The following is a 23,313-nucleotide window of genomic DNA, read 5'->3' on the forward strand; positions in this document are numbered from 1 at the left end:
CCCATTGGGCTAGAGGCAACCTATGAGCCAGACCGTGTCGAAAGCCGAAATCAAGGCCGGCAAGAAGAAGAACGAGCTGCTGGAAACGATCGTCGTGATCGTCGAGGCGCTGATCATCGCGCTGCTGTTCCGCACCTTCCTCTACCAGCCGTTCTCGATCCCCACCGCTTCGATGCAGCAGACACTGATGATCGGCGACTACTTCCTCGCCAACAAGTGGGCCTGGGGCTTCGGCAAGTATTCCTTCCCGATCGCGCTGCCCTTCAACGGTCGCATCCTGGGCAACACGCCGCAGCGCGGCGACGTCGCCGTGTTCCGAAACGAGATCACCAACGAAGACTACATCAAGCGTGTGATCGGGCTGCCGGGCGACCGTATCCAGGTGAAGGCGGGTCGGCTCTACATCAACGGCACCATGGTCGAGCGCCAGCTCGTCGGCACCGCCAAGGACACCGACAGCTACATGACCACCGTCGATGTCAGCGTCTACACCGAGACGCTGCCGAACGGCGTCAAGCACACCATCCAGGAAATCTCCGACAACGAGGCCCTCGACAACACCGCCGAATACGTCGTGCCGTCGGGGCACTACTTCATGATGGGCGACAACCGCGACCGCTCGGCCGACAGCCGCGTTCTCGGGCAGGTTGGCTACGTCCCGTTCGACAATCTGATCGGCAAGGCCGAGGCGCGCTTCTTCTCGATCAAGGACAACCGGCCGCCATGGGCGCTGTGGGAGTGGCCGGCGAACGTGCGCTGGGACCGCATGTTCCAGTTCGTGAACTGATGGCAAAGGGGCGCGCGCACGAGAAGTTGCAGGCACGTCTGGGATATCGTTTTGCCGATCCCGACCTGCTCGATCATGCGCTCACCCATTCGAGTGCCGTTTCGCCAGGCAAGCGCATCGAGCGATCTTACCAGCGGCTGGAATTCCTCGGCGATCGCGTGCTCGGGCTCGTGGTCGCCGACATGCTCTATCGCCGCTTGCCCAAGGCAAACGAAGGTGAGCTCAGCCGCTCGCTCAACACGCTGGTGCGCAAGGAAACCTGTGCCGCGATCGCCCGTCAGCTCGACATCGGCTCGGAGCTCAATCTTGGCGAAAGCGAGGCGCGCACTGGCGGCGCCAACAAGGACGCGATCCTGGGCGACGTCGCCGAGGCGGTGATCGGCGCCATCTTCATCGATGGGGGCCTTGGCCAAGCCTATGAAGTGGTCGAGCGCCTGTTCGGCGATCACCTCGACCAGGCCGGCACGGTACGGGCCGACCCCAAGACGACGCTGCAGGAATGGGCGCAGGGCAGGGGGCTCGAGCCGCCGGTCTATGCCGAAGTCGAGCGCACCGGCCCCGATCACGCCCCCGAATTTACCATCGCCGTGCGGCTGGGCGAGTTCCCCGCCCTTACCGCCACCGGCCCCTCCAAGAAGCTCGCCGAGCACAAGGCCGCCGAGGCTTTCCTGATCCGCGAGAAGGTCTGGCGCGACACGATATGACCGACAAGAACGAAATGCCCGAAGCGGGCGCGCTCCCGCTTCCCAATGAAAATACGCGCTGCGGCTTCGTTGCGCTGGTCGGCGCGCCGAATGCCGGCAAGTCGACGCTGCTCAACTCGCTGGTCGGCACCAAGGTGTCGATCGTCACGCACAAGGCGCAGACGACGCGCTCGATGATCCGCGGCGTCGTCACCGAGGGCGATAGCCAGATCGTCTTCATCGACACGCCCGGCATCTTCGCGCCCCGGCGCCGGCTCGACCGCGCCATGGTGGAGGCCGCCTGGACCGGGGCCGGGGACGCCGACCTCGTTGCATTCATCGTTGACGCCGAGCGCGGCATCACGCCGGAGCTGGAACTGCTCGTCCAGGGGCTCGAAAACGTGACGCACCCCAAGGTGCTGGTGCTCAACAAGGTCGACCTGATCAAGCCGGAAAAGCTCTTCGCGCTGGCCGAGGGCCTCAACGCGCGACTGAAGTTCGAGAAGACCTTCATGATCTCGGCGCTCACCGGCAGCGGCGTGCAGGATTTCCTCAACTGGGCGCTGGAGCGCATCCCTCTCGGCCCCTGGCACTTCCCGGAGGACCAGCTCACCGACCTGACGTTGCAGATCACTGCAGCCGAAGTGACGCGCGAAAAACTGTTCCTGCGCGTGCATGACGAGATCCCCTACAACGCCACGGTCGAGGGCGAGAAGTTTACCATCAACAAGGATGGCTCCTATCGTATCGACCAGGTGATCTACGTCACCCGCGACACGCACAAGAAGATCGTGCTGGGCGCCGGCGGCCAGACGATCAAGGCCATTGGGGCCGAGGCCCGCAAGGAGTTGATGGAGATTTTCGACGTGCCGGTGCACCTGTTCATCTTCGTCAAGGTCCGCGAGAAATGGGGCGACGACCCCGAACGCTACCGCGAGATGGGGCTGGAGTACCCGCACCAGAAGTGAGCCCGATTTCCGCCTCTTCCCCTCTCCCCTTGAGGGAGAGGGTGCCCCGCGAAGCGGGGCGGGTGAGGGGCCGGATATCGCACCTTCCCCTCACCCGTCTCGGCTTCGCCGAGCCACCCTCTCCCTCAAGGGGAGAGGGAAGAAGGGGCATCAGCCATGCAGTGGGACGGTGAGGGACTGATCATCGGCGTGCGCCGCCACGGCGAGAGCAGCGTCATCGCCGATGTGATGGTCGCGGGTCGCGGCAGGCATCTCGGGTTGATCCGCGGCGGCCGCTCGACCAGGCTGGCGGCGACGCTGCAGCCGGGCAATACCGTGCAGGTGACCTGGCGGGCGCGGCTTGAACAGCACCTGGGCACCTTCCAGATCGAACTGCTGGAGGCGCGTGCCGCGGCGCTGATTGCCGACCGCCTTCGCCTCTACGCCAGCCAGCTCGTCTGCGAGCATCTGCACTTGTTGCCCGAGCGCGACCCGCACGACCGGCTGCTGGCGCTGGCGCTGCGGATCATGGACGAGCAGGGGACGCCGTTGCAGCTCGGCGCCGCCGTCGCGCGCTACGAGCTGGTGCTGCTCGAGGAACTCGGCTTCGGTCTCGACCTGGCGAGCTGCGCCGCGACAGGGGTAACCACCAACCTGACCCACGTCTCGCCCAGGACCGGCCGCGCCGTCTGCCGCGAGGCGGCGGAGCCATACATCAGCCGCCTGCTGCGCCTCCCGGCGTTCCTGGTCGGATCGGGCGAAGCCACCCCGGAAGATGTGGTGGATGCGTTCCGGCTCACCGGGCACTTCCTTGACATGCATGTGTGGATGCCGCGGCAGGTCGAGCCGCCGGCCATCCGCGATACGTTCGTCGCGCTGGTCAGCGAGCGGCGCAACTAGAGCATTCTACTGTCTGCCTGAAACGATGCTGCTTTCCCTATGTGTGGGGGCAGCGGAGTGCCTTGCGGCGATGACTGCGGCTCAATTCGGCCGTTAAACGATTAGGCGTACTTGCCCGGCCGAATCGTCGGCGCTGCCGGCGGCTCGGGTGGCAGGCCCAGCTTGTGCCGCAGCTTTGCGAGCGCCAGGCGCTGCATCTGGGCGGGGCCGAGTTGCAGCGGACAGATCACGACGATCTCGGTGCCGGACGCCTCGTCGATGGCGGCGACGCGCATCTGCTGGCCGAGTTGGGTGAATTCGAACAGAACGCGGCCGGGCGGACTGTTGCCGTCACCCCCGGCCATCGGTTCAGCCCTCGGAGAAGTTGACGATGCCCGCGGCGTCGAACTGGTAGACGTCGTCGCGGAAGCTGACCGTGCCCTGGCGATTGGCCCAAGCCGTGATGTAGGTGGTGTGGATCGGCACCTGCACGTCCAGCTTGACGTCTTCGCGCAGCCCACCTTCAAAGGCCGCCTGCACGGTCGGCACGTCCCAGCCGCCATTGTCGCGCAGGAGCCAGGCCGCCAGCGTGTCGATGTTCTCGCAGCGCATGCAGCCGGACGAGTGGAAGCGGGCATTCTCGCCGAACAACGCCTTCTGCGGCGTGTCGTGCATGTACACGTCGTACTTGTTGTAGAAGTCGATCTTGCAGTGACCCATCGAGTTTTCACCGCCCGGGTCCTGCCGGAATGTGTACTTCACGGCGTCCTTGGTCGACCAGTCGATCTGCGTCGGCTGGATTTCGTTGCCGTTGCCGTCGAAGATGCGGATGCGGAATTTGGTCAGGTAGTCCGGATCCTCGTTCATGTAACGGATCAGGTCCTTCTCGATGATGCTCTTGGGCACCGTCCAGTAGGGATTGAACTTCACCTGGAAGATCTTGGAATTGAGGATCGGCGTGGCGCGATCGACCTTGCCGACCACCGCGGTGTGGCGCTGTACCACCTGGGCGCCCTCGACAGCCTCGATGGTGGCGGCCGGAATATTCACTGCAACATAGCGGTCGCTGAGCGCCGAGGCCCACTGGTCGATTCGCTGCGCATTGAGCTTGAGCTGGTTGAGTCGATAGTCGGCCGGCACCGACAGCGCGTAGAACGTCGCTTCATCGACCTTGCCGTTGATGACCAGGCCGTGACGTGCCTGGAACAGGCGCACGCCGGCGTCGAGCTTGGCGTCGAATTCGTCGTCCACGCGCTTCTCGAGCGTCATGTCCCCGTTGATCATCAGCCGGCGCTTGAGCAGCGCGGCAGCGCGGCGCGAATCGCCGAGCTTGAGGCCGAAGGTTTCGCGGCCCGGCGGGTCCCAGGTGCCGTTCGCCTGGATGAACGCCTCGTAGTTCTGGATGGCGAGCTGCAGGTTGTACGAGGTGTCGTAGCTGAGAATCGGCTCGATGGTGTCGACCAGGCTCTTGGCCGTCGAGGTATTGCCCTCGACGTCGATCTTCTTGAGTGCCTGGTTCTTGCCGAACATGTTCCAGAAGTCGTCTTCCGACTCCTCGGCGCGAACGATCGCCGGCATGGCCAGCGCGGCGCCCAAGGTGCCCATGGAAGTCAGCAGGTTACGTCTCGTCAGCCGCATCAAGTCACCAGCAGTCGTCTTGGTCCCGGAGCGCCCCTCTTAGCATCAGCCCGACATGCCACCAACGCGTGCCAAGCAGCTGTGAACCGGCTGCCGGTAGGACGTTCGCACTCATGGGGCTTGCAAGGACCGAGGAGCCACCCTGCAATTGCTTCGATCCATACCTGAGTTTTGGGCATAAATAAGAAACGCCGGCTTGCAGCCGGCGTTTGCTGGACCCGATGTGGCGCAGTTGCCACAGTCTGGTGGTCAGAGCTTGTAGAGGATCTGGTCGACCCAGAAGCGCTCGAGGCGGCCCAGCGCCTTGTTGAGGCCTTCGAAGGCCTCGTTGTTGAGGCCGCCGACCTTGTCGATCGACTTGAGGTGGCGATCGTAGAGCTCGTCGATCACCTCGGCCACTTCCTCGCCTTTCGGCGTCAGCCGGATGCGGACCGAGCGGCGGTCGGAGCGCGACCGCTCCTGGAAGATGTAGCCGGTCTCGACCAGCTTCTTGAGATTGTACGAGACGTTGGAGCCGAGGTAGTAGCCTCGCGAACGCAGCTCGCCGGCGGTCATCTCCGCATCGCCGATGTTGAACATCAGCAGTGCCTGCACCGGGTTGATGTCGTCCCAGCCCATGCGGTCGAACTCGTCCTTGATGAGATCGAGCAGTCGACGATGCAGCCGTTCGACCCGGCTGACGGCCTCGAGATAGAGCGGCTTCAGCCCCTGGGCTTCTTCCGGAACCATTGCCTCTGCAGCGTTGGATTTGATTGCCATTTGTGCCTCACTGTCTATCGTCTTGCGCGATTTCTTCGCGTCTCATGGGGCCCAAGCTACGGGGCTCCAAATAAGATGGCCTTAAGCCGTAGACTTAAAACTATCTTACGGAAAAAGTTGAGGAATTTGGCTTTACGAAACGTAACCTCAGGTCAGACAATTGTAACCTGAACGCTTCGTTTATGCGGTCAGTCCTGGGCCGACCGGCGCATCCGGAAGTTGAGGAAGAACAGCACGCCGAGGCTGCCCACGAGCAGCAGGCGAATGGCGAAGCCGACCGCCTCCATCTGCACCTCGCGCACACCCGCGAGGTAGAGGGCGAGTTCAATCAGCGTAGCCCCGGCGAGCAGCACTGCGCCCCAGTTGGCCCGGATCCACAGGCCCACCGCGGCGAAGAGCCGGGCGATGCAGAACACGGCGAGATAGGAGAAGCCGATGGGCCCCAGCTGGGTCAGCGGGCTTTGCGCCCCGGTCGATACGCCGAGCAGGCGCGACGCATCGGCGAGACCGAGCAGCAACGCGATGATCGCAATGATGCGCAGGTATCGCCCGGCCAGTTCGCTCTTGAAGTCCATGGGCTTGGATAACCCGTATGCCCGGATGCGACAAGCGTGAGCCTTGGCGCAGTTGCTTGCAGCCTGCTAGAAGCGCGCCGACCAACGGAGCAGACCATGAGCAGCACCTGGCCCAAGCACGACATGAGCTTCCTCGGCGGGCGCCGCCAGCGACGGCTGCGGCGCACCGAATGGATGCGCAACATGGTGCGGGAGACCGTGCTGACCCCGCATGACCTCATCCTGCCCATCTTCGTCGAAGCGGGGAGCAACACCCGCAGCCAGATCAAGACGATGCCCGGCGTCGAACGCGTGAGCGTCGACCTCGCGGTCGAGGTGGCGCGCGCCGCGGCGGCCGAGGGCATCCCGGCGCTGGCGATCTTTCCCAATACCGAGGACGAACGCCGCAACGAGAACGGCACCGAGGCCTTCAACCCCGACAACCTCACCGCCCGGACGCTGGGCGCCATCAAGGACAAGGTCCCCGAAATCGGGCTCATCACCGACGTGGCGCTCGACGAGTATTCGTCCGACGGCCAGGACGGGCTGGTCCGCGACGGTGAAATCCTCAATGACGAGACCGTCGACGTGATGGTCAAGGCCGCGCTCATGCAGGCGCGGGCAGGGGCCGACATCATCGCTCCCTCCGACATGTTGGACGGCCGGGTCGCCGCCATCCGCGCCGCGCTCGACGACGAAGGCTTCGGCGAGGTCGCGATCATGAGCTACTCGGCCAAGTTCGCCTCGGCCTTCTACGGCCCGTTCCGCGAAGCCGTGGGCTCCGGCAGCCGCCTCAAGGGCGACAAGCGCACCTACCAGCTCGACTATGCCAATACCGACGAGGCGATGCGCGAGGTCGAGCAGGACATCGCCGAGGGCGCCGACATGGTGATGGTGAAGCCCGGCATGCCCTATCTCGACATCGTCCGCCGCGTCCGCGACGAGTTCGACGTGCCGGTGTTCGCCTACCAGGTGAGCGGCGAATACGCGATGCTGAAGCTCGCCGGGCAGGCCGGTGCCATCAACGGCGAAGCCGCGATGATGGAGAGCCTGATGGCCTTCAAGCGCGCCGGCTGCGATGGCGTGCTGACCTACTTCGCGCTCGAGGCTGCACGCAAGCTGAACGGACACTGACGTATTTTCGGCGCACTACTTGCGTGGGGATGCAGGGTCCCCATCTTTCCCTCATGACTGAGGGCCAGGCCATGAGCGACCACCTTCCCGATCCATCCACCGCACCCGAGCTGTTCGAGGGCGTGCTGCTGCGCCGCGCGTTTGCCTGGCTGATCGACTGCGTGATCATCGGCGGCATCACTGTGGCCACGCTGCTCGTCGGGCTGGTGTTCGGCGTCGTGACGCTTGGGCTGGGGCTGCTCGCCCTGCCGATCATCATCCCGGTCGCGATCCTCGGCTACTACGCCGCCACCCTCGGCTCGCCGATGCGCGCCACCGTCGGCATGCAGGCCATGGACATCGTGCTGACTCCGGTCCGGGGCCGGCCGCTCGACGGCTGGGCCATCCTCGTGCATCCGCTGCTGTTCTGGCTGACGGTCTGGATCAGTTGGCCGGTCTCGATCCTGTTCGCGCTGTTCACCCCGCGCCAGCAGATGATCCACGACCTGATCGTCGGCACCCTGATGTTGCGCCGTTCCCCCATGCAGCGGTTCTGGCGCTCGAGCGGCATGCCTTCCGTCTGACGCTGCGGTCCTGCGACCGGGCGGCCATTGCCGAGGGGAGTCGACCCGACTAGACTGCCCGGGTCGCCCGCAGGCCTTCAATGACCGATCAGACGCCCGAGAACACCCAGCTCTTCCTTACGGCGGCCATGCCTTGCCCGTATCTGCCGGGCCGTCAGGAGCGCAAGCTCTTCACCCACCTCACCGGCCGCCGCGCCGCGTCGCTGCATCACCTGCTCAGCGATAACGGCTTCCGGCGCAGCCAGAACCTGATCTACCGCCCCGCCTGCGATGGTTGTTCCGCCTGCCAGTCGGTGCGCATCGTGGCGCAGGAATTCGTGCCGACCAAGCGCTACCGCCGCGTGCTGCGCATCAATTCCGACATCGCCGTGGAGGTCTGCCAGCCGCGCGCCACGGCCGAGCAGTTCGCCCTGTTCAAGCGCTATCTCGAGTCGCGCCACGCCGGCGGCGGCATGACCCAGATGAGCTTCGTCGACTACGAATACATGGTCGAGGACACCCCCGTGCAGACCGTGGTCGTCGAATATCGGCTCGCGACGCATCCGGGCCGCCCGCTGGTCGCGGTAGCGCTGACCGATGTCATGCCGGACGGGCTGTCGATGGTCTACAGCTTCTACGCCCCCGACCTCGAAAAGCGCGGTCTCGGGAACCTCCTGATCCTTGACCACATCCAGCAGGTGCGGCTCGCCGGGCTCGCCTATGTCTACCTCGGCTACTGGGTGAAGGACTCCCCCAAGATGGCCTACAAGGGCCGCTTCCACCCCCTCGAAGTGCAGCGCGGCCCGCTGGGATGGCGTCGGCTGGAGTAGGGGGACCGCTCCACGCTCCGCTCGGAACGGGCGAGACCCTCATCCGCCCTTCTGGCACCTTCTCCTTCAAGCGGAGCATGACCGTCGAACCGCCGGCACAACGCTCGGAGCCGGGCACCTCTACCTTCTCCCCTTGAGGGAGAAGGTGGCGCGCAGCGCCGGATGAGGGGTTCGCGATGCAAAGCATCGCCGCTCGAGCGAAGCGAGGGCGTGTCCGCGCTCACCTACCCCGTGAACCGATTGTTCCGCGGGAACCCCGTCGGCGGTTGCCGTCCCGCGTCGGCCCTGTTGCCGAGCCACTCGCCCAACTCCGCCATCGTCTTGGTGTAAGTCCGCCCCGACGAATCCGTCCAGGTCAGCCCCGTGGCCGACGGGAAGGTCTTGAGGTCGCTGAGCCCGCCGTCCTTGTACTTCTGCAGGCGCACGCCCTTGCCGCGCGACATCTCGGGCAGTTGCTCGAGCGGGAACACCACCATCTTGCGGTTGTCGCCCACCACCGCGACCATCTCCCCATCCACAGGAACGATAAGCCTGGCTTCTTCGGTGCCGCTTACGTTGAGCACCTGCTTGCCCTTGCGGGTGTTGGCGATCAGTTCGTCCTCGGCCACCACGAACCCGTCACCCTTGCGTGACGCGATGACGCGCTTGCGGCCGGGGCGATAGACGAACAGGTCGACCAGGTCCTGGCCTTCCTCGATATCGACCATCAGCCGCACCGGCTCGCCCTGGCTGCGTCCGCCCGGGAGGCGGTCGCCGGCGAGGGTGAACACCTTGCCGCCGGTCGAGAGCAGCAGCAGCTTGTCCGTCGTCTGGGCATGGATGAACAGCTTCAGCCGGTCGCCGGTCTTGAAGCCCTTCTCGTCGATATCGGTGGTGTGCCCCTTCATCGAGCGGATCCAGCCCTTTTCGGAGAGGATCACCGTGATCGGCTCGCGCTCGATCATCTGGGTCGCGACTTCGTCGTGGTCGATCTCGGTCGCCTCGGAGAACGATGTCCTGCGGCGCCAAAGCTTGTGGGGGGTGACGCCGTCCTTCTCGAACTTCGGATAGGCCTTCTTCAGTTCGCCGATCTGCGTGGCGATCTCGCCCCACTGCCGGCGTTCGGAGGCGACCAGCCCGTTGAGGTGGGCCTGCTCCTCGGTGAGTGTCTTGTGCTCGGTGCGCAGCTCGATCTCCTCGAGCTTGCGCAGCGACCTCAGCCGCATGTTGAGGATGGCTTCGGCCTGGTTGTCCGTCAGGTTGAACGTCGCCATCAGCGAGGCCTTGGCGTCGTCCTCCTCGCGGATGATGCGGATGACTTCGTCGAGGTTGAGGTAGGCGATGATGTAGCCGTCGAGCACCTCAAGCCGGCGCGCGATCTGGGCCAGCCGGTGGTTGGCGCGGCGGACAAGCACGTCCTTGCGATGCTCGAGCCAGGCGACGATCGCTTCCTTGAGGCTCATCACGCGGGGTACGACGCCCCGGTCGAGGACGTTCATGTTGAGGCTGATGCGCTGCTCGAGGTCACTGAGCTTGAACAGCTGCTCCATCAGGATGTTCGGGTCGACGGTGCCGGCGCGCGGCTCGATGACGAGGCGGATGTCGTCGGCGCTCTCGTCGCGGATGTCCTTGAGCAGCGGCAGCTTCTTGCTGAGCAGCAACTCGGCGATCTTCTCGACCAGCTTCGACTTCTGCACCCCGTACGGGATCTCGGTGACGACGATCTGGTAGACGCCGCGGCCCTTGTCCTCGCGCACCCAGCGGGCGCGCAGGCGGAAGGAGCCACGGCCGGTCTCGTAGGAATTCTGGATCGAGGCCGCGCTCTCGACGAGGATGCCGCCGGTGGGGAAGTCGGGTCCCGGGATGTAGTGCATCAGGTCTGCGGTGGTCGTCGCGTCGCGCCCGTTGTTGATGAGATGCAGGGCCGCATCGCAGATCTCCGCCACATTGTGCGGCGGGATCGAGGTCGCCATGCCCACGGCGATGCCCTGCGAGCCATTGGCGAGCAGGTTTGGGAAATTGGCCGGGACGACGACCGGCTCTTCGCCGGAGCCGTCATAGGTCGGCTTGAAGTCGACCGCGTCCTCGGTGATGCCCTCCATGAGGCGCATGGCGACGTCGGTCATGCGCGTCTCGGTGTAGCGCATCGCCGCTGCACCATCGCCATCGATGTTGCCGAAATTGCCCTGGCCGTCGGCCAGCGGGTAACGCATCGAAAAATCCTGCGCGAGGCGCACGAGGGCGTCGTAGATCGACTGGTCGCCGTGCGGATGGAACGAACCCATTACGTCGCCGACCACCTTGGCTGACTTCTTGTAGGCGCCATCCGGATCGAGCCGGAGCAGGCGCATGCCGTGCAGAATCCGGCGGTGCACCGGCTTCAGCCCGTCGCGGGCATCGGGCAGGGCGCGCTGCGTGATGGTCGACAGGGCATAGGAGAGATAGCGCTCTTCCAGCGCGTGGCGCAGGTCGACGACTTCGTTGTTCTCGCCATCGGCAGGCAGGGTCTTGTCGTCGCTCATCAGTGGCTCAGGCTCATGCGAATCATCCGGGCACTATAGCCCGGCTGTGGTCGCACGAGGGCAGACGGTCGATTTCCCGCCGGCGTCACATCGACACGAGGGAGCCTGCGTCAGCCGCTGCTGACCCGGGCATCCCACCCCGGCGTCCCTCCAGCCTTGCGGAAGGCGTCACCGCCTGAGGCCTCCGCAGCATTCGCCGACGTGACGGTTCAGTCGGGCCGCCGATGGCTCTAGGATGAGGAGTTTCTCGTGACGGAGCGGTGCCCATGCTGAGACTGATACTTGTCCGACACGCCAAATCGTCCTGGTCGGACCCTGGCCTCCCGGATTTCGACCGGCCGCTGGCACCGCGCGGTCGGCGCGCGGCCGCATGGCTTGGCGAGGCCCTGCACCGGCGCCACCTCGTCCCCTCGCTCATCCTCTGTTCACCCGCGGTACGGACCCGGGAGACACTGGTATTGTCCGGGATGAAGGGGGAGGTCCGTTTCGAGCCGGCGCTCTACGAGGACCGCGATCGTGACTATCTCGAAATCTTGGGAAACCTGGACGGCGCGGCGTCGCCACTGGCCCTCGTCGGCCACAATTCAGCGATGGCGGTGACGACCGCGCGACTTACCGGCGGCGCGGCAGTCGGGGAGTTCTCCACGGCGGCCTTCGCGGTCATCGACGTTCCGGCGGAACGCTGGCAAGAGCTGCGTGCCGGGCAGGGGACGCTCGTCGAGTACTGCGTCCCCCCGAAGGAGTAGCGCGTCAGCCAGCGTCGCCCTGGGGTGACGTGTCAGAGCATGCAGCGGTGGCGCATGCCGTCGTAGCCGACATACATGTCGGTCTCGGCGTTGTACGACCGGTAGTGGGCCTCGCAGGCGGCGACATGGCTGTCGTAGCTGCTGTTGCCGCCGGAGTAGCCGCTATCGCGATTCATGCCCGAGAAGATCGCGGCGCCGATGGCAAAGCCGAACAGGCCAGCGGCCACGGAGCCGAGATTTGACCGGTTCCACAGGTACCAGTTGCGATAGTCGTTCTTGCCCCAGTGGTCGCGGTTGTGCTTCCAGTCATCGCAGCCCTTCCAGTTCGGATGGGCCATGCACTGCTGCGACACATAGCTCTGCTGCTGGCCTATACTGATGGAAACGCTGGCGGCATTCGCGGGTGCGGGGATGGTCATCAAGCCGGCGAGCATTGTCGCGACGGCGGCTGAAGCGATTTTGCGCATGGTGGGAACTCCGGGTATTCTTGCGGGTTGACGCTAACCAACTAAAACGCGCGCTGCGGCCGATGGTTGCGGTCGACGCCGGTGGCGAGGGCTTTTCTCTGTCGGCCGAGTCTGCGATAAGTCTCGGGTTCGCGCGACTGGCGAGAAGAGATGGGCCACCATCGGGGAACGCGAACGTGAGACCGCCGCTCGCCTGGGCACCCTCCGAAACCGCACGGGAGCCCGCATGACCCCATCAAGCTTTGCCACCACCCCCGGGGCTGTCGCCAGCCTTGGATTCAACTCGGCCGCCGTGCTACAGGCGGGCAAGCCGAAACGCCCTCATTCTTGCTGCCCCGGGAGACGCTCATGAGCGCCGTCGCGAACCTTCCGCTCTTTCCCCGCTTCTTCTCCAACACCCTCGCCGAGACCGATCCCGAGATCGCCGAGGCCATCAAGCTCGAACTCGGTCGCCAGCAGCATGAGATCGAGCTGATCGCGTCGGAGAACATCGTGTCGAAGGCCGTGCTCGAGGCGCAGGGCTCGATCATGACCAACAAGTATGCCGAGGGCTATCCGGGCAAGCGCTACTACGGCGGTTGCCAGTACGTGGATATCGCCGAGAACCTCGCCATCGAACGCGCCAAGGAACTGTTCGGGGCCGGCTTCGCCAACGTGCAGCCCAACTCCGGCTCGCAGATGAACCAGGCCGTGTTCCTCGCCCTGCTCGAGCCGGGCGACACTTTCATGGGGCTCGATCTCAACTCCGGCGGCCACCTGACCCACGGTTCGCCGGTCAACATGAGCGGCAAGTGGTTCAAGGTCGTGTCCTACGGCGTGCGCCAGGACGACCACCTGCTCGACATGGACGACGTTGCGGCCAAGGCGCGAGAGCACAAGCCCAAGCTTATCCTTGCCGGTGGAACCGCCTATTCCCGCGTCTGGGACTGGAAGCGCTTCCGCGAGATTGCCGATGAAGTCGGCGCCTATCTGATGGTCGACATGGCCCATATCGCCGGCCTCGTCGCCGGTGGCGTGCACCCCTCGCCGGTTCCGCATGCCCACGTGGTGACCACCACTACGCACAAGAGCCTGCGCGGCCCGCGCGGCGGCATGATCCTCACCAATGACGAGGCCATCGCCAAGAAGATCAACTCGGCCGTCTTCCCAGGCCTGCAGGGCGGACCGCTGATGCACGTCATCGCCGCCAAGGCGGTGGCACTGAAGGAAGCGTTGCAGCCCGAGTTCAAGGCCTACGCCCAGCAGGTGGTTGCCAATGCCCGCACGCTGGCCGCGACCCTGGTCGAGAACGGCCTCGACGTGGTGTCGGGCGGCACTGACAACCACCTGATGCTGGTCGACCTGCGCAAGAAGAACGCCACCGGCAAGCGTGCCGAAGCGGGGCTCGGGCGCGCCTACATCACCTGCAACAAGAACGGCATCCCGTTCGATCCGGAAAAGCCGTTCGTCACCTCGGGCATCCGCCTCGGCACGCCCGCCGGCACCACGCGCGGCTTCGGCGAAGCCGAGTTTCGTGAGATCGGCCAGTTGATCGTCGAGGTGCTGGACGGGCTGCGCGAAGCCAACTCCGACGATGGTAACGCCGCCGTCGAGGCCGCAGTGCGCGACAAGGTCAAGGCACTCACCACGCGCTTCCCGATCTACGCCGACTGAATGCCGTGCGTGCCCTCGATGCGGCGGCCCCTCGCCTCCCTCCCCCTTGAGGGGAGGGATCGAGGGAGGGGGTGGGCCGACGATCACCAATGGCCCCCGACCTCCAGCCCTTCTCCCTACGGGGGAGGGGAGCTCAACCCACGGACAAGGATACGCTGATGCGCTGTCCCTATTGCGGAAACGACGACACGCAGGTCAAGGACAGCCGGCCGACCGAGGACTCCAACTCGATCCGCCGCCGCCGCATCTGTCCCAGTTGCGGCGGCCGCTTCACGACCTTCGAGCGCGTGCAGTTGCGCGAGCTGATGGTGGTCAAGAAATCCGGGCGGCGCGTGCCGTTCGACCGCGACAAGCTGGCCCGTTCCGTCAACACTGCGCTGCGTAAGCGCGATGTCGAGCCCGAGCGGGTCGAGCGGATGATCTCGGGCGTGGTGCGCCAGCTCGAGAGCCTTGGCGACGGGGAAATCACATCCGACCAGATCGGCGAGATCGTGATGGAGGGCCTTAAGGGTCTCGACGACGTCGCCTTCGTCCGCTTCGCATCGGTCTACAAGAACTTCTCGGCGGCCGACGACTTCCGCTCCTTCCTCACCGAACTTGACGACGACGATCGCCGCAAACCCAACCGCGACGATTGAGTTTGCCGCCCGCCCGAGTAGGGCGTATTGCGTGGCAGAAGTTCATAGCCTTACCCCAGACTTTCCAGCGAACATGGCCGAGCCAAAACCAAGAGATCCAGCGCAGCCTCGTGCCGCCAACCAGCGTGGCGCCGCCCGCCTAGCCGCCGTGCAGGCCCTCTACCAGATGGACGTCGGCCGCCAGACGCTGGAGGACACGCTGTCCCAGTTCAGCGCCATCCATGTCGGGCGCGAGATCGAGGGCGAGGAATACCTGCCGGCCGATGCCGACTTCTTCCGCCAGATCGTCACCGGCGTGATCAAGGGTCAGTTGCAGATCGATCCTGCTGTCGACAGTGCCCTGGTTGATAGTTGGCCCATGGGGCGTATTGACGCGACGCTCCGCGCAATATTGCGTGCCGCTACATTTGAACTTCTGAAGCGCAGGGACATTCCGTCGCGAGTCGTTATTACGGAGTACGTCGACGTTGCCAAGGCGTTCTACGAGGATGAGGCGCCCAGGATGGTCAACGCAGTATTGGACCAGGTGGCCAAGACCGCCGGCCGCGACAACGATCCGGTGAAGACGAGGTAAGGGCGATGGACGGACGGCCGGACGCAATAGGTTCTCCCGTCCGCAATATCGGCCTGCTCGCGCTGGCCCAGGCCACGATGGGCTCGAACCAGGCGATCCTGACGTCGGTCGCCTCGCTGACTGCCGCCGGCATGGTGGCCGACAAGGCCTTTGCCACCGTCCCCGTCACCCTGATGATCATCGGCACCGCGCTCGCGACCGGCCCTGCCGCCTGGCTGATCCACTCCTGGGGGCGGCGCAACGGCCTGGTCTTTGGCGCGGCAGTTGCGATTCCGGCCGCGCTGGTTGCGGCTTTCGCGGCCTGGCTGGGCTGGTTCCCGCTGTTCTGCGTGGCGTTGGCCGCGCTCGGGGCGCCCGCCGCCTTCGCTAACCAGTACCGTTTTGCCGCCGCCGACAGCGTCCCACCGGCGCTGAAATCGCGGGCGATTTCATGGGTTTTGTTCGGCGGTGTGGTCGCTGGCTTCCTGGGCCCGCAGATCAGCGCGCACACCAAGGACTGGATCGCCGGGCACGACTTCACCGCGACCTATGTCGTCATGGCGGTGCTGGCGGTCATCTCGATCTTTGTGCTCATGCAGACGCGCCTTGCCCCCACCGTCCGGAGCGCCGAGGACCGGAAGGCTGGGCGGTCGCTCGGTGTTCTGTTGCGCGATCGGGCCGTGTGGGTGCCGATGGTGGTGGCTGCTGCGGCGTATTCGCTGATGGTCCTGGTGATGGTCGCGGCGCCACTCGCGATGGTCTACGTGTGCGGACACACCACCGAGGAGGCGGCCTTCGCGATCCAGTGGCATATCGTGGCGATGTTTGCCCCCAGCTTCATCACCGGAGCGGTGATTGCGCGGCTGGGCGCGCCGATTACGGCGGCGCTCGGCCTGCTGGCGATTCTCGCCGCGGCGGGGGTGAACCTGAACGGCATCAGCACGCTGCACTTCGATATTGCGCTGATTCTTCTGGGGGTTGGCTGGAACTTCGGATTCATCGCTGCAACCGCCATGCTGGCCAGCGCCTACCGCCCGGAAGAGGCGGCGCGGGTGCAGGGGTTGAACGAGCAGGTGGTGTTCGGGGTGATGGCGATTGCCTCCATCGCCTCGGGCGTGCTGCTGCAGGTGGTAGGCTGGCAGACGCTCAACCTGCTGGCGATCGTGGTCGCCACGGCGGCTATCCTTGCCCTCGCCTGGGGTGCGCTTACGCCGAACAGGGCAGCAGGGCTGACCGGCTGAACCGGACTTACTGAACGGTCGATCAACCGAAGTCTGAACGCCTTCGGCGTCAGATCGAGCTGATGATCGACTCGAGGAAGGTGCGGTCCTGGCCGTAGGACGGGGTGCGGCGGCTGTCGATAGTGAAGGACTTGCCGTCCTTGACGCCAAGGCGCTCGGTATCGACGACCTTCCCCTTCTTGTCGAAGTAGATGACCAGAAGGGTGCGCTCCTTGCTCAGCTGCATGCCGAACGCCGTCTGCTGCACCTTCTCGCCGATGTAATACCAGGCGTTCTCGGTCGTGAAGCTGTTGGTGACCTGCGGCGAGCCGAGCACCGCGGTGACGAGCTGGGCGCTCTGGCCGACGCGAATCTGCGCCACCGCGTCTTCCGAGATCTCGTAGCCGCGCTGGCGATTCTGCGTGAGGCTCATGCCGCTCGAGCAGGCCGACAGCGTCAGGCCGACGAGGACGGCGGCGGTGATCGGGAACAGGCGGCGAGTGGCGGTGCGCAGAGGCATCAGTTTGACTTTCCCGATCGCTGTCTACTATTAGCTCGGCTTCGGCCGGGCGGGCACTGTTTAGCTGTCAATGGCGCCCGATGGCAAGCTGGCAAGGTCACCGACCAGAACCCGTTCCCACCGGCAGAAGTTTCTACCGCGCCTTGGCGGAGTACCACTGATGATATTAAACTTGTTCAGGAAAAACACTGCCTCGGACGCCGTGTACGCGGTCTATCGAGCCATTGTGGCGCAATCCCGGCAGCCTGTGTTCTATGCCGACTGGGGCGTTCCGGACACGGTGACGGGCCGCTTCGACATGATCTCGTTGCACATGTCGCTCGTCTTCCGCCGCCTGCGCGCCGAGAAACAGGCGGGAGCGGAATTCAGCCAGGCGCTTTTTGACCTGTTCTTCAAGGACATGGACCGCTCCCTTCGCGAGATGGGGGCAGGGGATCTCAGCGTGCCCAAGAAGGTCCGCAAGATGACAGAGCTGTTCTATGCGCTGATGACCGGCATCAACGAGGCCATCGATCGCGGCGACCATGCGGGCGTTGCAGCGGTGTTGCGCCGCAACGTGCTGGCCGATGCGGATGCGAGCCATGCCGACAGGATCGCGGCCTACCTGTTCGCCCAGGCCGACTCGCTGGCCCCGCAGTCGCTCGAGTCGATCGCCAGCGGCCGCATCGAGATGGCGGTCGCCGCATGACCAGCGCGCCGAAAATCGCCGATGCCGGTATCCGGCTCGATTCGATGCCGACCAACGGCCGTGACCTGACGCTCGACGTGAATGCGGAGGACCGGCTGGCGATCGCCGACCAGCTCGGCGTCACGGCGGTGGAGAAGCTGCAGGTGCGCCTGCACGCAGTGCGCTTCCGCGGCGGAATCCGGGTGACGGGCCAGTTGCTCGCAACCACTGTCCAGCCCAGCGTGGTGTCGCTCGAGCCGGTGACGCAGGAGATCTCCGAGCCGATCGATCGCATTTTCCTGCCCGGCGGCGAGAAGGAATATGCCGGCCCGGCGGATGCCGAAATCTTCGTCGACCTTGAAGGCGATGACGTCCCCGACCATTTCGAGGGCAACGAAGCCGATATGTCGGCCCTGATCGTGGAAACGTTGTCGCTGGCGCTCGATCCCTATCCAAGGCGATCTGGTGAGAGCGTCGGCCAGTTCGGCGATGATGGCGATACCGAAAGCGACTTGCCTTTCGCCGGCCTCAAAGTGCTGAAGGATGCCGAGGACAAGGGGTAGTGGCCCGCGACCGCCTGAGACTTCCTGTCATTCCGGCGAAGGCCGGAATCCATCTGGCAGTTGGCGCAGGTGGTGAGACGGATCCCGGCTTTCACTAGGATGACATCGTGGGTGGAGGGCCATGATGCCCAAGCTTCTGACTAGTGGTGCCGCGTTGTCTGAGGTAAGCGTTTGATGACGAATTCATTCGTCCCCGTGAGGGGACGCCGGACCGGGCGATGAGCGAATCCATCCGTATTTCCGTGGACGCCATGGGCGGCGACAAGGGACCGCGCGTCGCGGTCGAGGGCGCCTACCTGTTCTGGCGGGAGCGCAAGAACACGACCTACATCTTCCATGGGCGCGAGTCCGAACTGGCCCCGCTGGTGGCCGAGTTCCCCGAGCTCGGCAAGGTCTCGCGCATCGTCCACTGCGACAACGTCATCTCGATGGAGGAAAAGCCCAGCCAGGCCCTGCGCAAGGGCCGCGGCAATTCATCGATGTGGGCGGCCGTGCAGTCGGTGAGGGACGGCGAGGCCGACGTGGCCATCTCGGGTGGCAATACCGGGGCCCTGATGGCCATGTCGACCATGTGCCTGCGACCCATCGAAGGCATCTCCCGTCCGGCGATCGCGGCGATCTGGCCCACGCTGCGGACCGATATCATCGTGCTCGACGTCGGCGCGACAGTGGGCGGCGACGCCAAGCAACTGACCGATTTCTCGATCCTGGGCGCGGCGCTGGCGCGGGCCCTGTTCGACCAGGATCTGCCCACCGTGGGCCTGCTCAATGTCGGCACCGAGGAAATGAAGGGCCACGACGAGGTCAAGGAAGCCGCGCGCATCCTTTCGGCGGCGAGCGGCGAGGGCTTCGTCTATCATGGCTTCGTCGAGGGCGACGACATCGGGAAGGGCACGGTGGATGTCGTCGTGACCGAAGGTTTTGCCGGCAACATCGCGCTCAAGACCGCCGAGGGCACGGCCCGGCAGGTCGGCACCTACATCCGCAATGCGCTGAAGGCGGACATCATTTCGATGATCGGCGCGGCGATCGCTGGCCAGGCCCTTGAGGCGCTGAAGCGCAAGCTCGACCCGCGCAACATCAACGGCGGCGTCTTCCTGGGCCTCAACGGCGTCGTCATCAAGTCGCACGGCGGCACCGACGAGATCGGCTTCAAGGGCGCGCTGGGCCTTGCCTACGAGATGGCGCGCAACCGGGTGATGGACAAGATCGCCGAGGGCCTGCGCCGTTTCCCCACACTCAACGCGGCGCCGGCACCGGCGGCTGCTCCCGAACCCGAGGCCAAACCCGCGTGACTGACCAGAAAAACATCATCCGCAGCGTCGGTGCCTACCTGCCGGCGCGCGTCATGACCAATGACGACCTTGCCAAGCTCGTTGACACATCCGACGAGTGGATCCAGCAGCGCACTGGCATCAAGCAGCGCCATATCGCCGCCGAGGGCGAGAACACATCCGACCTCGCCGCCGCTGCCGGCCACAAGGCCCTGGAGAACGCCGGGCTGGAGATCGCCGACGTCGACCTGATCGTCGTGGCGACGACGACCCCCGACATGACCTTCCCCGCCACTGCCGCCGTCGTGCAGCAGAAGCTGGGCATGCACCATGGCGCGGCATTCGACATCCAGGCGGTCTGCTCAGGCTTCGTCTATGCCGTCGCCACGGCCGACTCCTACCTCAAGAACGGGCTCGCCAAGCGTGCCCTGGTGATCGGCGCCGAGACGGCGTCGCGCATCCTCGACTGGAACGACCGCACGACCTGCGTGCTGTTCGGTGATGGGGCGGGGGCGGTGATCATGGAGCCAGCCAAGCCCGGCGAAGACCGCGGCGTGCTCGCAACGGCGCTCCGCTCCGACGGACAGCACTGGAACAAGCTCTATACCGATGGCGGTCCCAGTTCGACCCAATCGATGGGGCACATCCGCATGGAGGGGAAGGAAGTCTTCAAGCACGCTGTCGGCATGATCACCGACGTGGTCTACAAGGTGCTCGAGGATACCGGCCACACCATCGATGACCTCGACTGGTTCGTGCCGCACCAGGCCAACAAGCGCATTATCGACGGCGCCGGCCAGAAGCTCGGCCTGCCACCCGAGAAGGTGGTCGTGACCGTCGACCGACACGCCAACACCTCGGCAGCCTCGGTGCCGCTGGCCCTGAATACGGCCGTGGCGGACGGTCGCATCAAGCGCGGCGACCTGGTGATGATCGAGGCCATGGGCGGCGGGTTCACGTGGGGCGCGTCGCTGATCCGGTGGTAGGGGGCTAGATCCTCGCCCTTTCGAGCAGCTGGCCATGCGCGAGGGCCGATCCGGCCGCGTCGGTCAATGCGCTGCCCGACGCCCGGCGCGGATGGCGCGAACACGACGACTTTGCAACCCCACTCCATTGATCTGCAAGCCAGATTGCCAGTCGCCCTCGCCCGCGTTAATCTTTCTTCACAAACCGTGGGTGGGGGCGCCCGGCGGGCTCGACACGACTGGCGAATAGCGGAGGGGCGGCAATGACGCAGAAGACGGTCACGCGGGCGGATCTGGCGGAGGCGGTGTACGAGGCGGTGGGCCTGTCGCGAACCGAGTCGGCCGAACTGGTGGAGCGCGTTCTCGACCTTATCGGCGACGCCCTAGTGGCGGGCCAGAACGTCAAACTCAGCTCTTTCGGCTCGTTTCAGGTGCGCTCGAAGAACCAGCGCGTCGGCCGCAACCCCAAGACCGGCGAAGAGGTGCCGATCCTGCCGCGCCAGGTTCTGGTGTTCAAACCGTCCAACGTGTTGAAATCCAAGATCAACAAATCTATGGTCCGGTCTGGAAAATAAGACTCTTTCCGGACGGGTGAGTCCATTTGGACAAGTCTCCAGACGCATTTCGCACGATTTCAGAAGCAGCCGAGGAACTCGACCTGCCGCAGCATGTGCTGCGCTTCTGGGAGACGCGCTTTTCGACCATCAAGCCGCTGAAGCGCGGCGGCGGCCGGCGCTACTACCGGCCTGAGGACGTGTTGCTGCTCAAGGGCATCCGACACCTGCTCTACGACCAGGGCTTCACCATCAAGGGCGTGCAGCGCATCCTGAAGGACCAGGGCATCCGCTACGTGGTCGGCATCGGCGAAGGTCGGCCGGTCGAGTCGCTGCCGACCGCCGGCGATGCGGCCGACGAGGTGGATTTCGTCTCCGAAACCGCCGTGATGCCCGAGCCCGTGTCCGAAGCGGCGGATGCAGTTGAGGGACATGCGGCCGCCCCACGTGGCCTGAAGTTGCCCAGTTTCCGCCCAGCGCCCAAGCCGGCCGGGCTGTCTGCCGCGGATCGGGACAAGCTGTCGGACGTGCTGCGCGAACTGCTCGACTGCAAGCGGATGCTGGAGCGGGCGCGCGAAGGATAGGCCCAGTATGTCCAGGTCCACGGCGGCAACGCTGGCGCTGGCCAAGGCCGGCATCGCCTTCAGCGCTTTCCCCTATGACTATGATCCGGATGCGCCGCGCATCGGCCTCCAGGCCGCCGAGGCCCTCGGCCGGTCCCCCGATCAGGTGTTCAAGACGCTGATGGCCGAGGTGGACGGCAAGCCCGTGTGCGTCGTCGTACCGTCGGACCGCGAGGTGAGCATGAAGAAGCTCGCCGCGACGTTCGGCGGCAAGTCCGCCCAGATGATGAAGCCCGCCGACGCCGAGCGGCTGACCGGTTTTAGGGTTGGGGGCATCAGCCCGTTCGGGCAGCGCAGGACGGTGCCGACGGCGATGGACGAGACCGCCGAGCTGTTCGACGAGGTGTTGATCAACGGCGGGCAGCGCGGCCTGCTGGTTGGTCTCAAGCCGGCTGATGCCGCGCGGGCAGCGCAGATGCGGCTCGTGGATCTCGTCGCCTAGATCCGTCCCGTTTTCTCGCCAACCGGAGGGTTGCCTTGGGGCGAGCTTGCGACTAGATAGTGCGCCAAGTCGGGGTGTAGCGCAGCCTGGTAGCGCATTTGTCTGGGGGACAAAGGGTCGTCGGTTCAAATCCGGCCACTCCGACCATTCTTTCCGAGCCTTAGAGGACAGTCGATTGGATAGTGCGCCCAGCAATCCAATGGCTGATGTGCTGCCGCTGGTGCGCGAGAATCTCGCGCGCTGGCCGGCTGCGGCCGGCGGCACCCCGGTGCTGATCAATCTCTCCGAGAACCACACTTTCCGCGTCGATGGCGATGGTGGCGTGCGACATGTGCTGCGGCTGAATCGGCCGCACTACCAGTCGCGGGGCGCCATCGGGAGCGAGCTGGCCTGGCTCGAGGCGATCACCGACGACACCGACATCCCGGTGCCACGGCCGATTCCCGGGGCGGACGGGGACATCGTGCAGGAGGTGGCGCCGGATCGCTACGCCGCCCTGTTCGCTTTCGAACCGGGTGTCGAGCCGCAGCCGGACGCAGACCTGGCGCCGCTGTTCGCGACCCTGGGGCGCTACGCCGCGACGCTGCACAACCATGTTGCCACATGGACGCAACCGGAAAAGTTCGTGCGCCCTATCTGGGACGCAGCCGGTATCCTCGATCCCGCCGGCCCCTGGGGCGATTGGCGCGCGGCGCCGCATGTCGAGGGCGAGACCCTGGAGACGCTGAGCACGCTTGATTCTGCCTTGCGGGCCGACCTGCGGGCCTATGGCACGGATATCGACCGTTTCGGCCTGATCCATGCTGACATGCGGCTGGCCAACCTGCTGATCGATGGCGACCAGACGATCCTGCTCGATTTCGACGACTGCGGGCACGGCTGGTTCCTCTACGACCTCGCGGCCAGCCTCTCGTTCATCGAGACCTCGCCGCAGGTGCCGGCGCTGATCCGCGCCTGGCTCGGCGCCTATCTCGAGGTCCGGCCGCTCAGGGCCGAGGACCTGCGCATGATCGATGCGATGATTCTGCTGCGCCGCATGGCGTTGCTGGCCTGGATCGGATCGCACGGGGAAACCGACCTGGCGCAGTCCCATGCGGACCGTTTCGCGCTGGACACGGCGGCGCTGGCGCGGAAGTATCTTGCCCGCTGACCCGCGGGTCGGCTGACCCTCGGG

27 protein-coding genes, 1 tRNA gene and 1 riboswitch are annotated in these 23,313 nt (G+C 65.3%); of the genes, 21 read left to right on the forward strand and 7 right to left on the reverse strand.

The window, feature by feature from the left end:
• The first annotated feature begins 22 nt into the window (after nt 1-22).
• From lepB to recO, 4 genes are all read left to right on the forward strand, one after another.
• A complete protein-coding gene (gene lepB, locus J0I99_RS18650) occupies nt 23-787 on the forward strand; it encodes a signal peptidase I (protein WP_291390045.1) in 765 nt (254 codons plus the stop codon).
• The gene (gene rnc, locus J0I99_RS18655; protein WP_291398985.1) at nt 787-1,491 is read left to right on the forward strand and encodes a ribonuclease III; all 705 of its coding nucleotides are present in this window, start codon (nt 787-789) and stop codon (nt 1,489-1,491) included. Before lepB ends, rnc begins: the two co-directional genes overlap by 1 nt.
• Entirely contained in the window at nt 1,488-2,438 is a 951-nt protein-coding gene (gene era / locus J0I99_RS18660) for a GTPase Era (RefSeq protein WP_291398987.1), read from the forward strand. Before rnc ends, era begins: the two co-directional genes overlap by 4 nt.
• Before the next feature lie 156 nt (nt 2,439-2,594).
• Nucleotides 2,595-3,317 carry a DNA repair protein RecO gene (gene recO / locus J0I99_RS18665; RefSeq protein ID WP_291398989.1) on the forward strand — a complete coding sequence of 241 codons (723 nt, stop codon included), beginning with the start codon at nt 2,595-2,597 and terminating at the stop codon, nt 3,315-3,317.
• 101 nt (nt 3,318-3,418) lie between these two features.
• Here the strand turns inward: recO and J0I99_RS18670 are convergent, their stop codons facing one another.
• The 4 genes from J0I99_RS18670 to J0I99_RS18685 all read right to left on the reverse strand — a co-directional run bounded on the left by J0I99_RS18670 (nt 3,419) and on the right by J0I99_RS18685 (nt 6,268).
• A complete protein-coding gene (locus J0I99_RS18670) occupies nt 3,419-3,661 on the reverse strand; it encodes a serine hydroxymethyltransferase (protein ID WP_291398991.1) in 243 nt (80 codons plus the stop codon).
• A gap of 4 nt (nt 3,662-3,665) precedes the next feature.
• Nucleotides 3,666-4,934, reverse strand: a complete 1,269-nt coding sequence (locus J0I99_RS18675) for a L,D-transpeptidase family protein (protein WP_291398993.1) — start codon at nt 4,932-4,934, stop codon at nt 3,666-3,668.
• 249 nt (nt 4,935-5,183) lie between these two features.
• Nucleotides 5,184-5,693 carry a MarR family winged helix-turn-helix transcriptional regulator gene (locus J0I99_RS18680; RefSeq protein WP_291390037.1) on the reverse strand — a complete coding sequence of 170 codons (510 nt, stop codon included), beginning with the start codon at nt 5,691-5,693 and terminating at the stop codon, nt 5,184-5,186.
• A 188-nt stretch (nt 5,694-5,881) separates the two neighbouring features.
• Complete coding sequence (locus J0I99_RS18685) at nt 5,882-6,268, reverse strand: hypothetical protein (protein ID WP_291398995.1); 387 nt, start codon at nt 6,266-6,268, stop codon at nt 5,882-5,884.
• Between the two features lie 96 nt (nt 6,269-6,364).
• On the opposite strand from J0I99_RS18685, the gene hemB reads away from it, so the two are divergent.
• From hemB to J0I99_RS18700, 3 genes are all read left to right on the forward strand, one after another.
• Nucleotides 6,365-7,381: a porphobilinogen synthase gene (gene hemB, locus J0I99_RS18690; RefSeq protein ID WP_291398996.1), complete on the forward strand. Its 1,017-nt coding sequence runs from the start codon at nt 6,365-6,367 to the stop codon at nt 7,379-7,381.
• Between the two features lie 71 nt (nt 7,382-7,452).
• On the forward strand, nt 7,453-7,944 hold the full coding sequence (locus tag J0I99_RS18695) for an RDD family protein (protein ID WP_291398997.1): 492 nt from the start codon (nt 7,453-7,455) through the stop codon (nt 7,942-7,944).
• Nucleotides 7,945-8,024: 80 nt separating this feature from the next.
• Entirely contained in the window at nt 8,025-8,753 is a 729-nt protein-coding gene (locus J0I99_RS18700) for an arginyltransferase (protein ID WP_291393275.1), read from the forward strand.
• 224 nt (nt 8,754-8,977) lie between these two features.
• Here J0I99_RS18700 and parC read toward each other — a convergent pair whose 3' ends face one another.
• Nucleotides 8,978-11,254 carry a DNA topoisomerase IV subunit A gene (gene parC / locus J0I99_RS18705; protein ID WP_291398999.1) on the reverse strand — a complete coding sequence of 759 codons (2,277 nt, stop codon included), beginning with the start codon at nt 11,252-11,254 and terminating at the stop codon, nt 8,978-8,980.
• Nucleotides 11,255-11,520: 266 nt separating this feature from the next.
• Between parC and J0I99_RS18710 the strand changes: the two genes are divergently transcribed.
• Complete coding sequence (locus tag J0I99_RS18710) at nt 11,521-12,000, forward strand: histidine phosphatase family protein (RefSeq protein WP_291399000.1); 480 nt, start codon at nt 11,521-11,523, stop codon at nt 11,998-12,000.
• A 32-nt stretch (nt 12,001-12,032) separates the two neighbouring features.
• Here the strand turns inward: J0I99_RS18710 and J0I99_RS18715 are convergent, their stop codons facing one another.
• Nucleotides 12,033-12,467, reverse strand: a complete 435-nt coding sequence (locus J0I99_RS18715) for a BA14K family protein (protein ID WP_291399001.1) — start codon at nt 12,465-12,467, stop codon at nt 12,033-12,035.
• Between the two features lie 123 nt (nt 12,468-12,590).
• Nucleotides 12,591-12,673: riboswitch (ZMP/ZTP riboswitch) on the forward strand.
• A 142-nt stretch (nt 12,674-12,815) separates the two neighbouring features.
• On the opposite strand from J0I99_RS18715, the gene glyA reads away from it, so the two are divergent.
• The 4 genes from glyA (at nt 12,816) to J0I99_RS18735 (ending at nt 16,552) form a co-directional block, all read left to right on the forward strand.
• Nucleotides 12,816-14,120, forward strand: coding sequence for a serine hydroxymethyltransferase (gene glyA / locus J0I99_RS18720; RefSeq protein ID WP_291393282.1), 1,305 nt, complete (start codon nt 12,816-12,818; stop codon nt 14,118-14,120).
• Between the two features lie 158 nt (nt 14,121-14,278).
• On the forward strand, nt 14,279-14,758 hold the full coding sequence (gene nrdR, locus J0I99_RS18725; RefSeq protein ID WP_291393284.1) for a transcriptional regulator NrdR: 480 nt from the start codon (nt 14,279-14,281) through the stop codon (nt 14,756-14,758).
• A 73-nt stretch (nt 14,759-14,831) separates the two neighbouring features.
• Nucleotides 14,832-15,332, forward strand: a complete 501-nt coding sequence (gene nusB, locus J0I99_RS18730; protein ID WP_291393286.1) for a transcription antitermination factor NusB — start codon at nt 14,832-14,834, stop codon at nt 15,330-15,332.
• Nucleotides 15,333-15,337: 5 nt separating this feature from the next.
• The gene (locus J0I99_RS18735; RefSeq protein ID WP_291399002.1) at nt 15,338-16,552 is read left to right on the forward strand and encodes an MFS transporter; all 1,215 of its coding nucleotides are present in this window, start codon (nt 15,338-15,340) and stop codon (nt 16,550-16,552) included.
• 49 nt (nt 16,553-16,601) lie between these two features.
• On the opposite strand, the gene J0I99_RS18740 is transcribed toward J0I99_RS18735, so the two are convergent.
• Entirely contained in the window at nt 16,602-17,051 is a 450-nt protein-coding gene (locus J0I99_RS18740) for an outer membrane protein assembly factor BamE (protein WP_291393291.1), read from the reverse strand.
• Nucleotides 17,052-17,211: 160 nt separating this feature from the next.
• On the opposite strand from J0I99_RS18740, the gene J0I99_RS18745 reads away from it, so the two are divergent.
• The 9 genes from J0I99_RS18745 (at nt 17,212) to J0I99_RS18785 (ending at nt 23,289) form a co-directional block, all read left to right on the forward strand.
• Nucleotides 17,212-17,739 (forward strand): ubiquinol-cytochrome C chaperone family protein, encoded by a 528-nt coding sequence (locus J0I99_RS18745; protein WP_291399004.1) that lies wholly within the window; start codon nt 17,212-17,214, stop codon nt 17,737-17,739.
• Nucleotides 17,736-18,281: a DUF177 domain-containing protein gene (locus J0I99_RS18750; RefSeq protein ID WP_291399006.1), complete on the forward strand. Its 546-nt coding sequence runs from the start codon at nt 17,736-17,738 to the stop codon at nt 18,279-18,281. Before J0I99_RS18745 ends, J0I99_RS18750 begins: the two co-directional genes overlap by 4 nt.
• A 218-nt stretch (nt 18,282-18,499) precedes the next feature.
• The gene (plsX, locus tag J0I99_RS18755; protein WP_291399007.1) at nt 18,500-19,576 is read left to right on the forward strand and encodes a phosphate acyltransferase PlsX; all 1,077 of its coding nucleotides are present in this window, start codon (nt 18,500-18,502) and stop codon (nt 19,574-19,576) included.
• A complete protein-coding gene (locus J0I99_RS18760; protein ID WP_291399008.1) occupies nt 19,573-20,541 on the forward strand; it encodes a beta-ketoacyl-ACP synthase III in 969 nt (322 codons plus the stop codon). The genes plsX and J0I99_RS18760 overlap by 4 nt, the downstream gene beginning before the upstream one ends.
• A gap of 242 nt (nt 20,542-20,783) precedes the next feature.
• Nucleotides 20,784-21,095: an integration host factor subunit alpha gene (locus J0I99_RS18765; RefSeq protein WP_291394131.1), complete on the forward strand. Its 312-nt coding sequence runs from the start codon at nt 20,784-20,786 to the stop codon at nt 21,093-21,095.
• A gap of 26 nt (nt 21,096-21,121) precedes the next feature.
• The gene (locus J0I99_RS18770; protein ID WP_291394130.1) at nt 21,122-21,658 is read left to right on the forward strand and encodes a MerR family transcriptional regulator; all 537 of its coding nucleotides are present in this window, start codon (nt 21,122-21,124) and stop codon (nt 21,656-21,658) included.
• 7 nt (nt 21,659-21,665) lie between these two features.
• Nucleotides 21,666-22,139 (forward strand): Cys-tRNA(Pro) deacylase, encoded by a 474-nt coding sequence (gene ybaK, locus J0I99_RS18775; RefSeq protein ID WP_291399010.1) that lies wholly within the window; start codon nt 21,666-21,668, stop codon nt 22,137-22,139.
• Nucleotides 22,140-22,209: 70 nt separating this feature from the next.
• Nucleotides 22,210-22,286: transfer RNA gene (locus J0I99_RS18780), tRNA-Pro, on the forward strand.
• A 28-nt stretch (nt 22,287-22,314) separates the two neighbouring features.
• On the forward strand, nt 22,315-23,289 hold the full coding sequence (locus J0I99_RS18785; RefSeq protein ID WP_291399012.1) for a phosphotransferase: 975 nt from the start codon (nt 22,315-22,317) through the stop codon (nt 23,287-23,289).
• Nucleotides 23,290-23,313: the final 24 nt, after the last annotated feature.

Origin of the sequence: Devosia sp. (assembly GCF_017307495.1) — a bacterium.
In the GTDB taxonomy this organism is placed as follows: domain Bacteria; phylum Pseudomonadota; class Alphaproteobacteria; order Rhizobiales; family Devosiaceae; genus Devosia_A.

What these genes read in the sequence shown, in the direction of transcription:
- lepB (WP_291390045.1), top strand. Translation starts at nt 23, where the DNA reads ATGAGCCAGACCGTGTCGAAAGCCGAAATCAAGGCCGGCAAGAAGAAG.
- rnc (WP_291398985.1), top strand. Translation starts at nt 787, where the DNA reads ATGGCAAAGGGGCGCGCGCACGAGAAGTTGCAGGCACGTCTGGGATAT.
- era (WP_291398987.1), top strand. Translation starts at nt 1,488, where the DNA reads ATGACCGACAAGAACGAAATGCCCGAAGCGGGCGCGCTCCCGCTTCCC.
- recO (WP_291398989.1), top strand. Translation starts at nt 2,595, where the DNA reads ATGCAGTGGGACGGTGAGGGACTGATCATCGGCGTGCGCCGCCACGGC.
- J0I99_RS18670 (WP_291398991.1), bottom strand. Translation starts at nt 3,661, where the DNA reads ATGGCCGGGGGTGACGGCAACAGTCCGCCCGGCCGCGTTCTGTTCGAA.
- J0I99_RS18675 (WP_291398993.1), bottom strand. Translation starts at nt 4,934, where the DNA reads ATGCGGCTGACGAGACGTAACCTGCTGACTTCCATGGGCACCTTGGGC.
- J0I99_RS18680 (WP_291390037.1), bottom strand. Translation starts at nt 5,693, where the DNA reads ATGGCAATCAAATCCAACGCTGCAGAGGCAATGGTTCCGGAAGAAGCC.
- J0I99_RS18685 (WP_291398995.1), bottom strand. Translation starts at nt 6,268, where the DNA reads ATGGACTTCAAGAGCGAACTGGCCGGGCGATACCTGCGCATCATTGCG.
- hemB (WP_291398996.1), top strand. Translation starts at nt 6,365, where the DNA reads ATGAGCAGCACCTGGCCCAAGCACGACATGAGCTTCCTCGGCGGGCGC.
- J0I99_RS18695 (WP_291398997.1), top strand. Translation starts at nt 7,453, where the DNA reads ATGAGCGACCACCTTCCCGATCCATCCACCGCACCCGAGCTGTTCGAG.
- J0I99_RS18700 (WP_291393275.1), top strand. Translation starts at nt 8,025, where the DNA reads ATGACCGATCAGACGCCCGAGAACACCCAGCTCTTCCTTACGGCGGCC.
- parC (WP_291398999.1), bottom strand. Translation starts at nt 11,254, where the DNA reads ATGAGCGACGACAAGACCCTGCCTGCCGATGGCGAGAACAACGAAGTC.
- J0I99_RS18710 (WP_291399000.1), top strand. Translation starts at nt 11,521, where the DNA reads ATGCTGAGACTGATACTTGTCCGACACGCCAAATCGTCCTGGTCGGAC.
- J0I99_RS18715 (WP_291399001.1), bottom strand. Translation starts at nt 12,467, where the DNA reads ATGCGCAAAATCGCTTCAGCCGCCGTCGCGACAATGCTCGCCGGCTTG.
- glyA (WP_291393282.1), top strand. Translation starts at nt 12,816, where the DNA reads ATGAGCGCCGTCGCGAACCTTCCGCTCTTTCCCCGCTTCTTCTCCAAC.
- nrdR (WP_291393284.1), top strand. Translation starts at nt 14,279, where the DNA reads ATGCGCTGTCCCTATTGCGGAAACGACGACACGCAGGTCAAGGACAGC.
- nusB (WP_291393286.1), top strand. Translation starts at nt 14,832, where the DNA reads ATGGCCGAGCCAAAACCAAGAGATCCAGCGCAGCCTCGTGCCGCCAAC.
- J0I99_RS18735 (WP_291399002.1), top strand. Translation starts at nt 15,338, where the DNA reads ATGGACGGACGGCCGGACGCAATAGGTTCTCCCGTCCGCAATATCGGC.
- J0I99_RS18740 (WP_291393291.1), bottom strand. Translation starts at nt 17,051, where the DNA reads ATGCCTCTGCGCACCGCCACTCGCCGCCTGTTCCCGATCACCGCCGCC.
- J0I99_RS18745 (WP_291399004.1), top strand. Translation starts at nt 17,212, where the DNA reads ATGATATTAAACTTGTTCAGGAAAAACACTGCCTCGGACGCCGTGTAC.
- J0I99_RS18750 (WP_291399006.1), top strand. Translation starts at nt 17,736, where the DNA reads ATGACCAGCGCGCCGAAAATCGCCGATGCCGGTATCCGGCTCGATTCG.
- plsX (WP_291399007.1), top strand. Translation starts at nt 18,500, where the DNA reads ATGAGCGAATCCATCCGTATTTCCGTGGACGCCATGGGCGGCGACAAG.
- J0I99_RS18765 (WP_291394131.1), top strand. Translation starts at nt 20,784, where the DNA reads ATGACGCAGAAGACGGTCACGCGGGCGGATCTGGCGGAGGCGGTGTAC.
- ybaK (WP_291399010.1), top strand. Translation starts at nt 21,666, where the DNA reads ATGTCCAGGTCCACGGCGGCAACGCTGGCGCTGGCCAAGGCCGGCATC.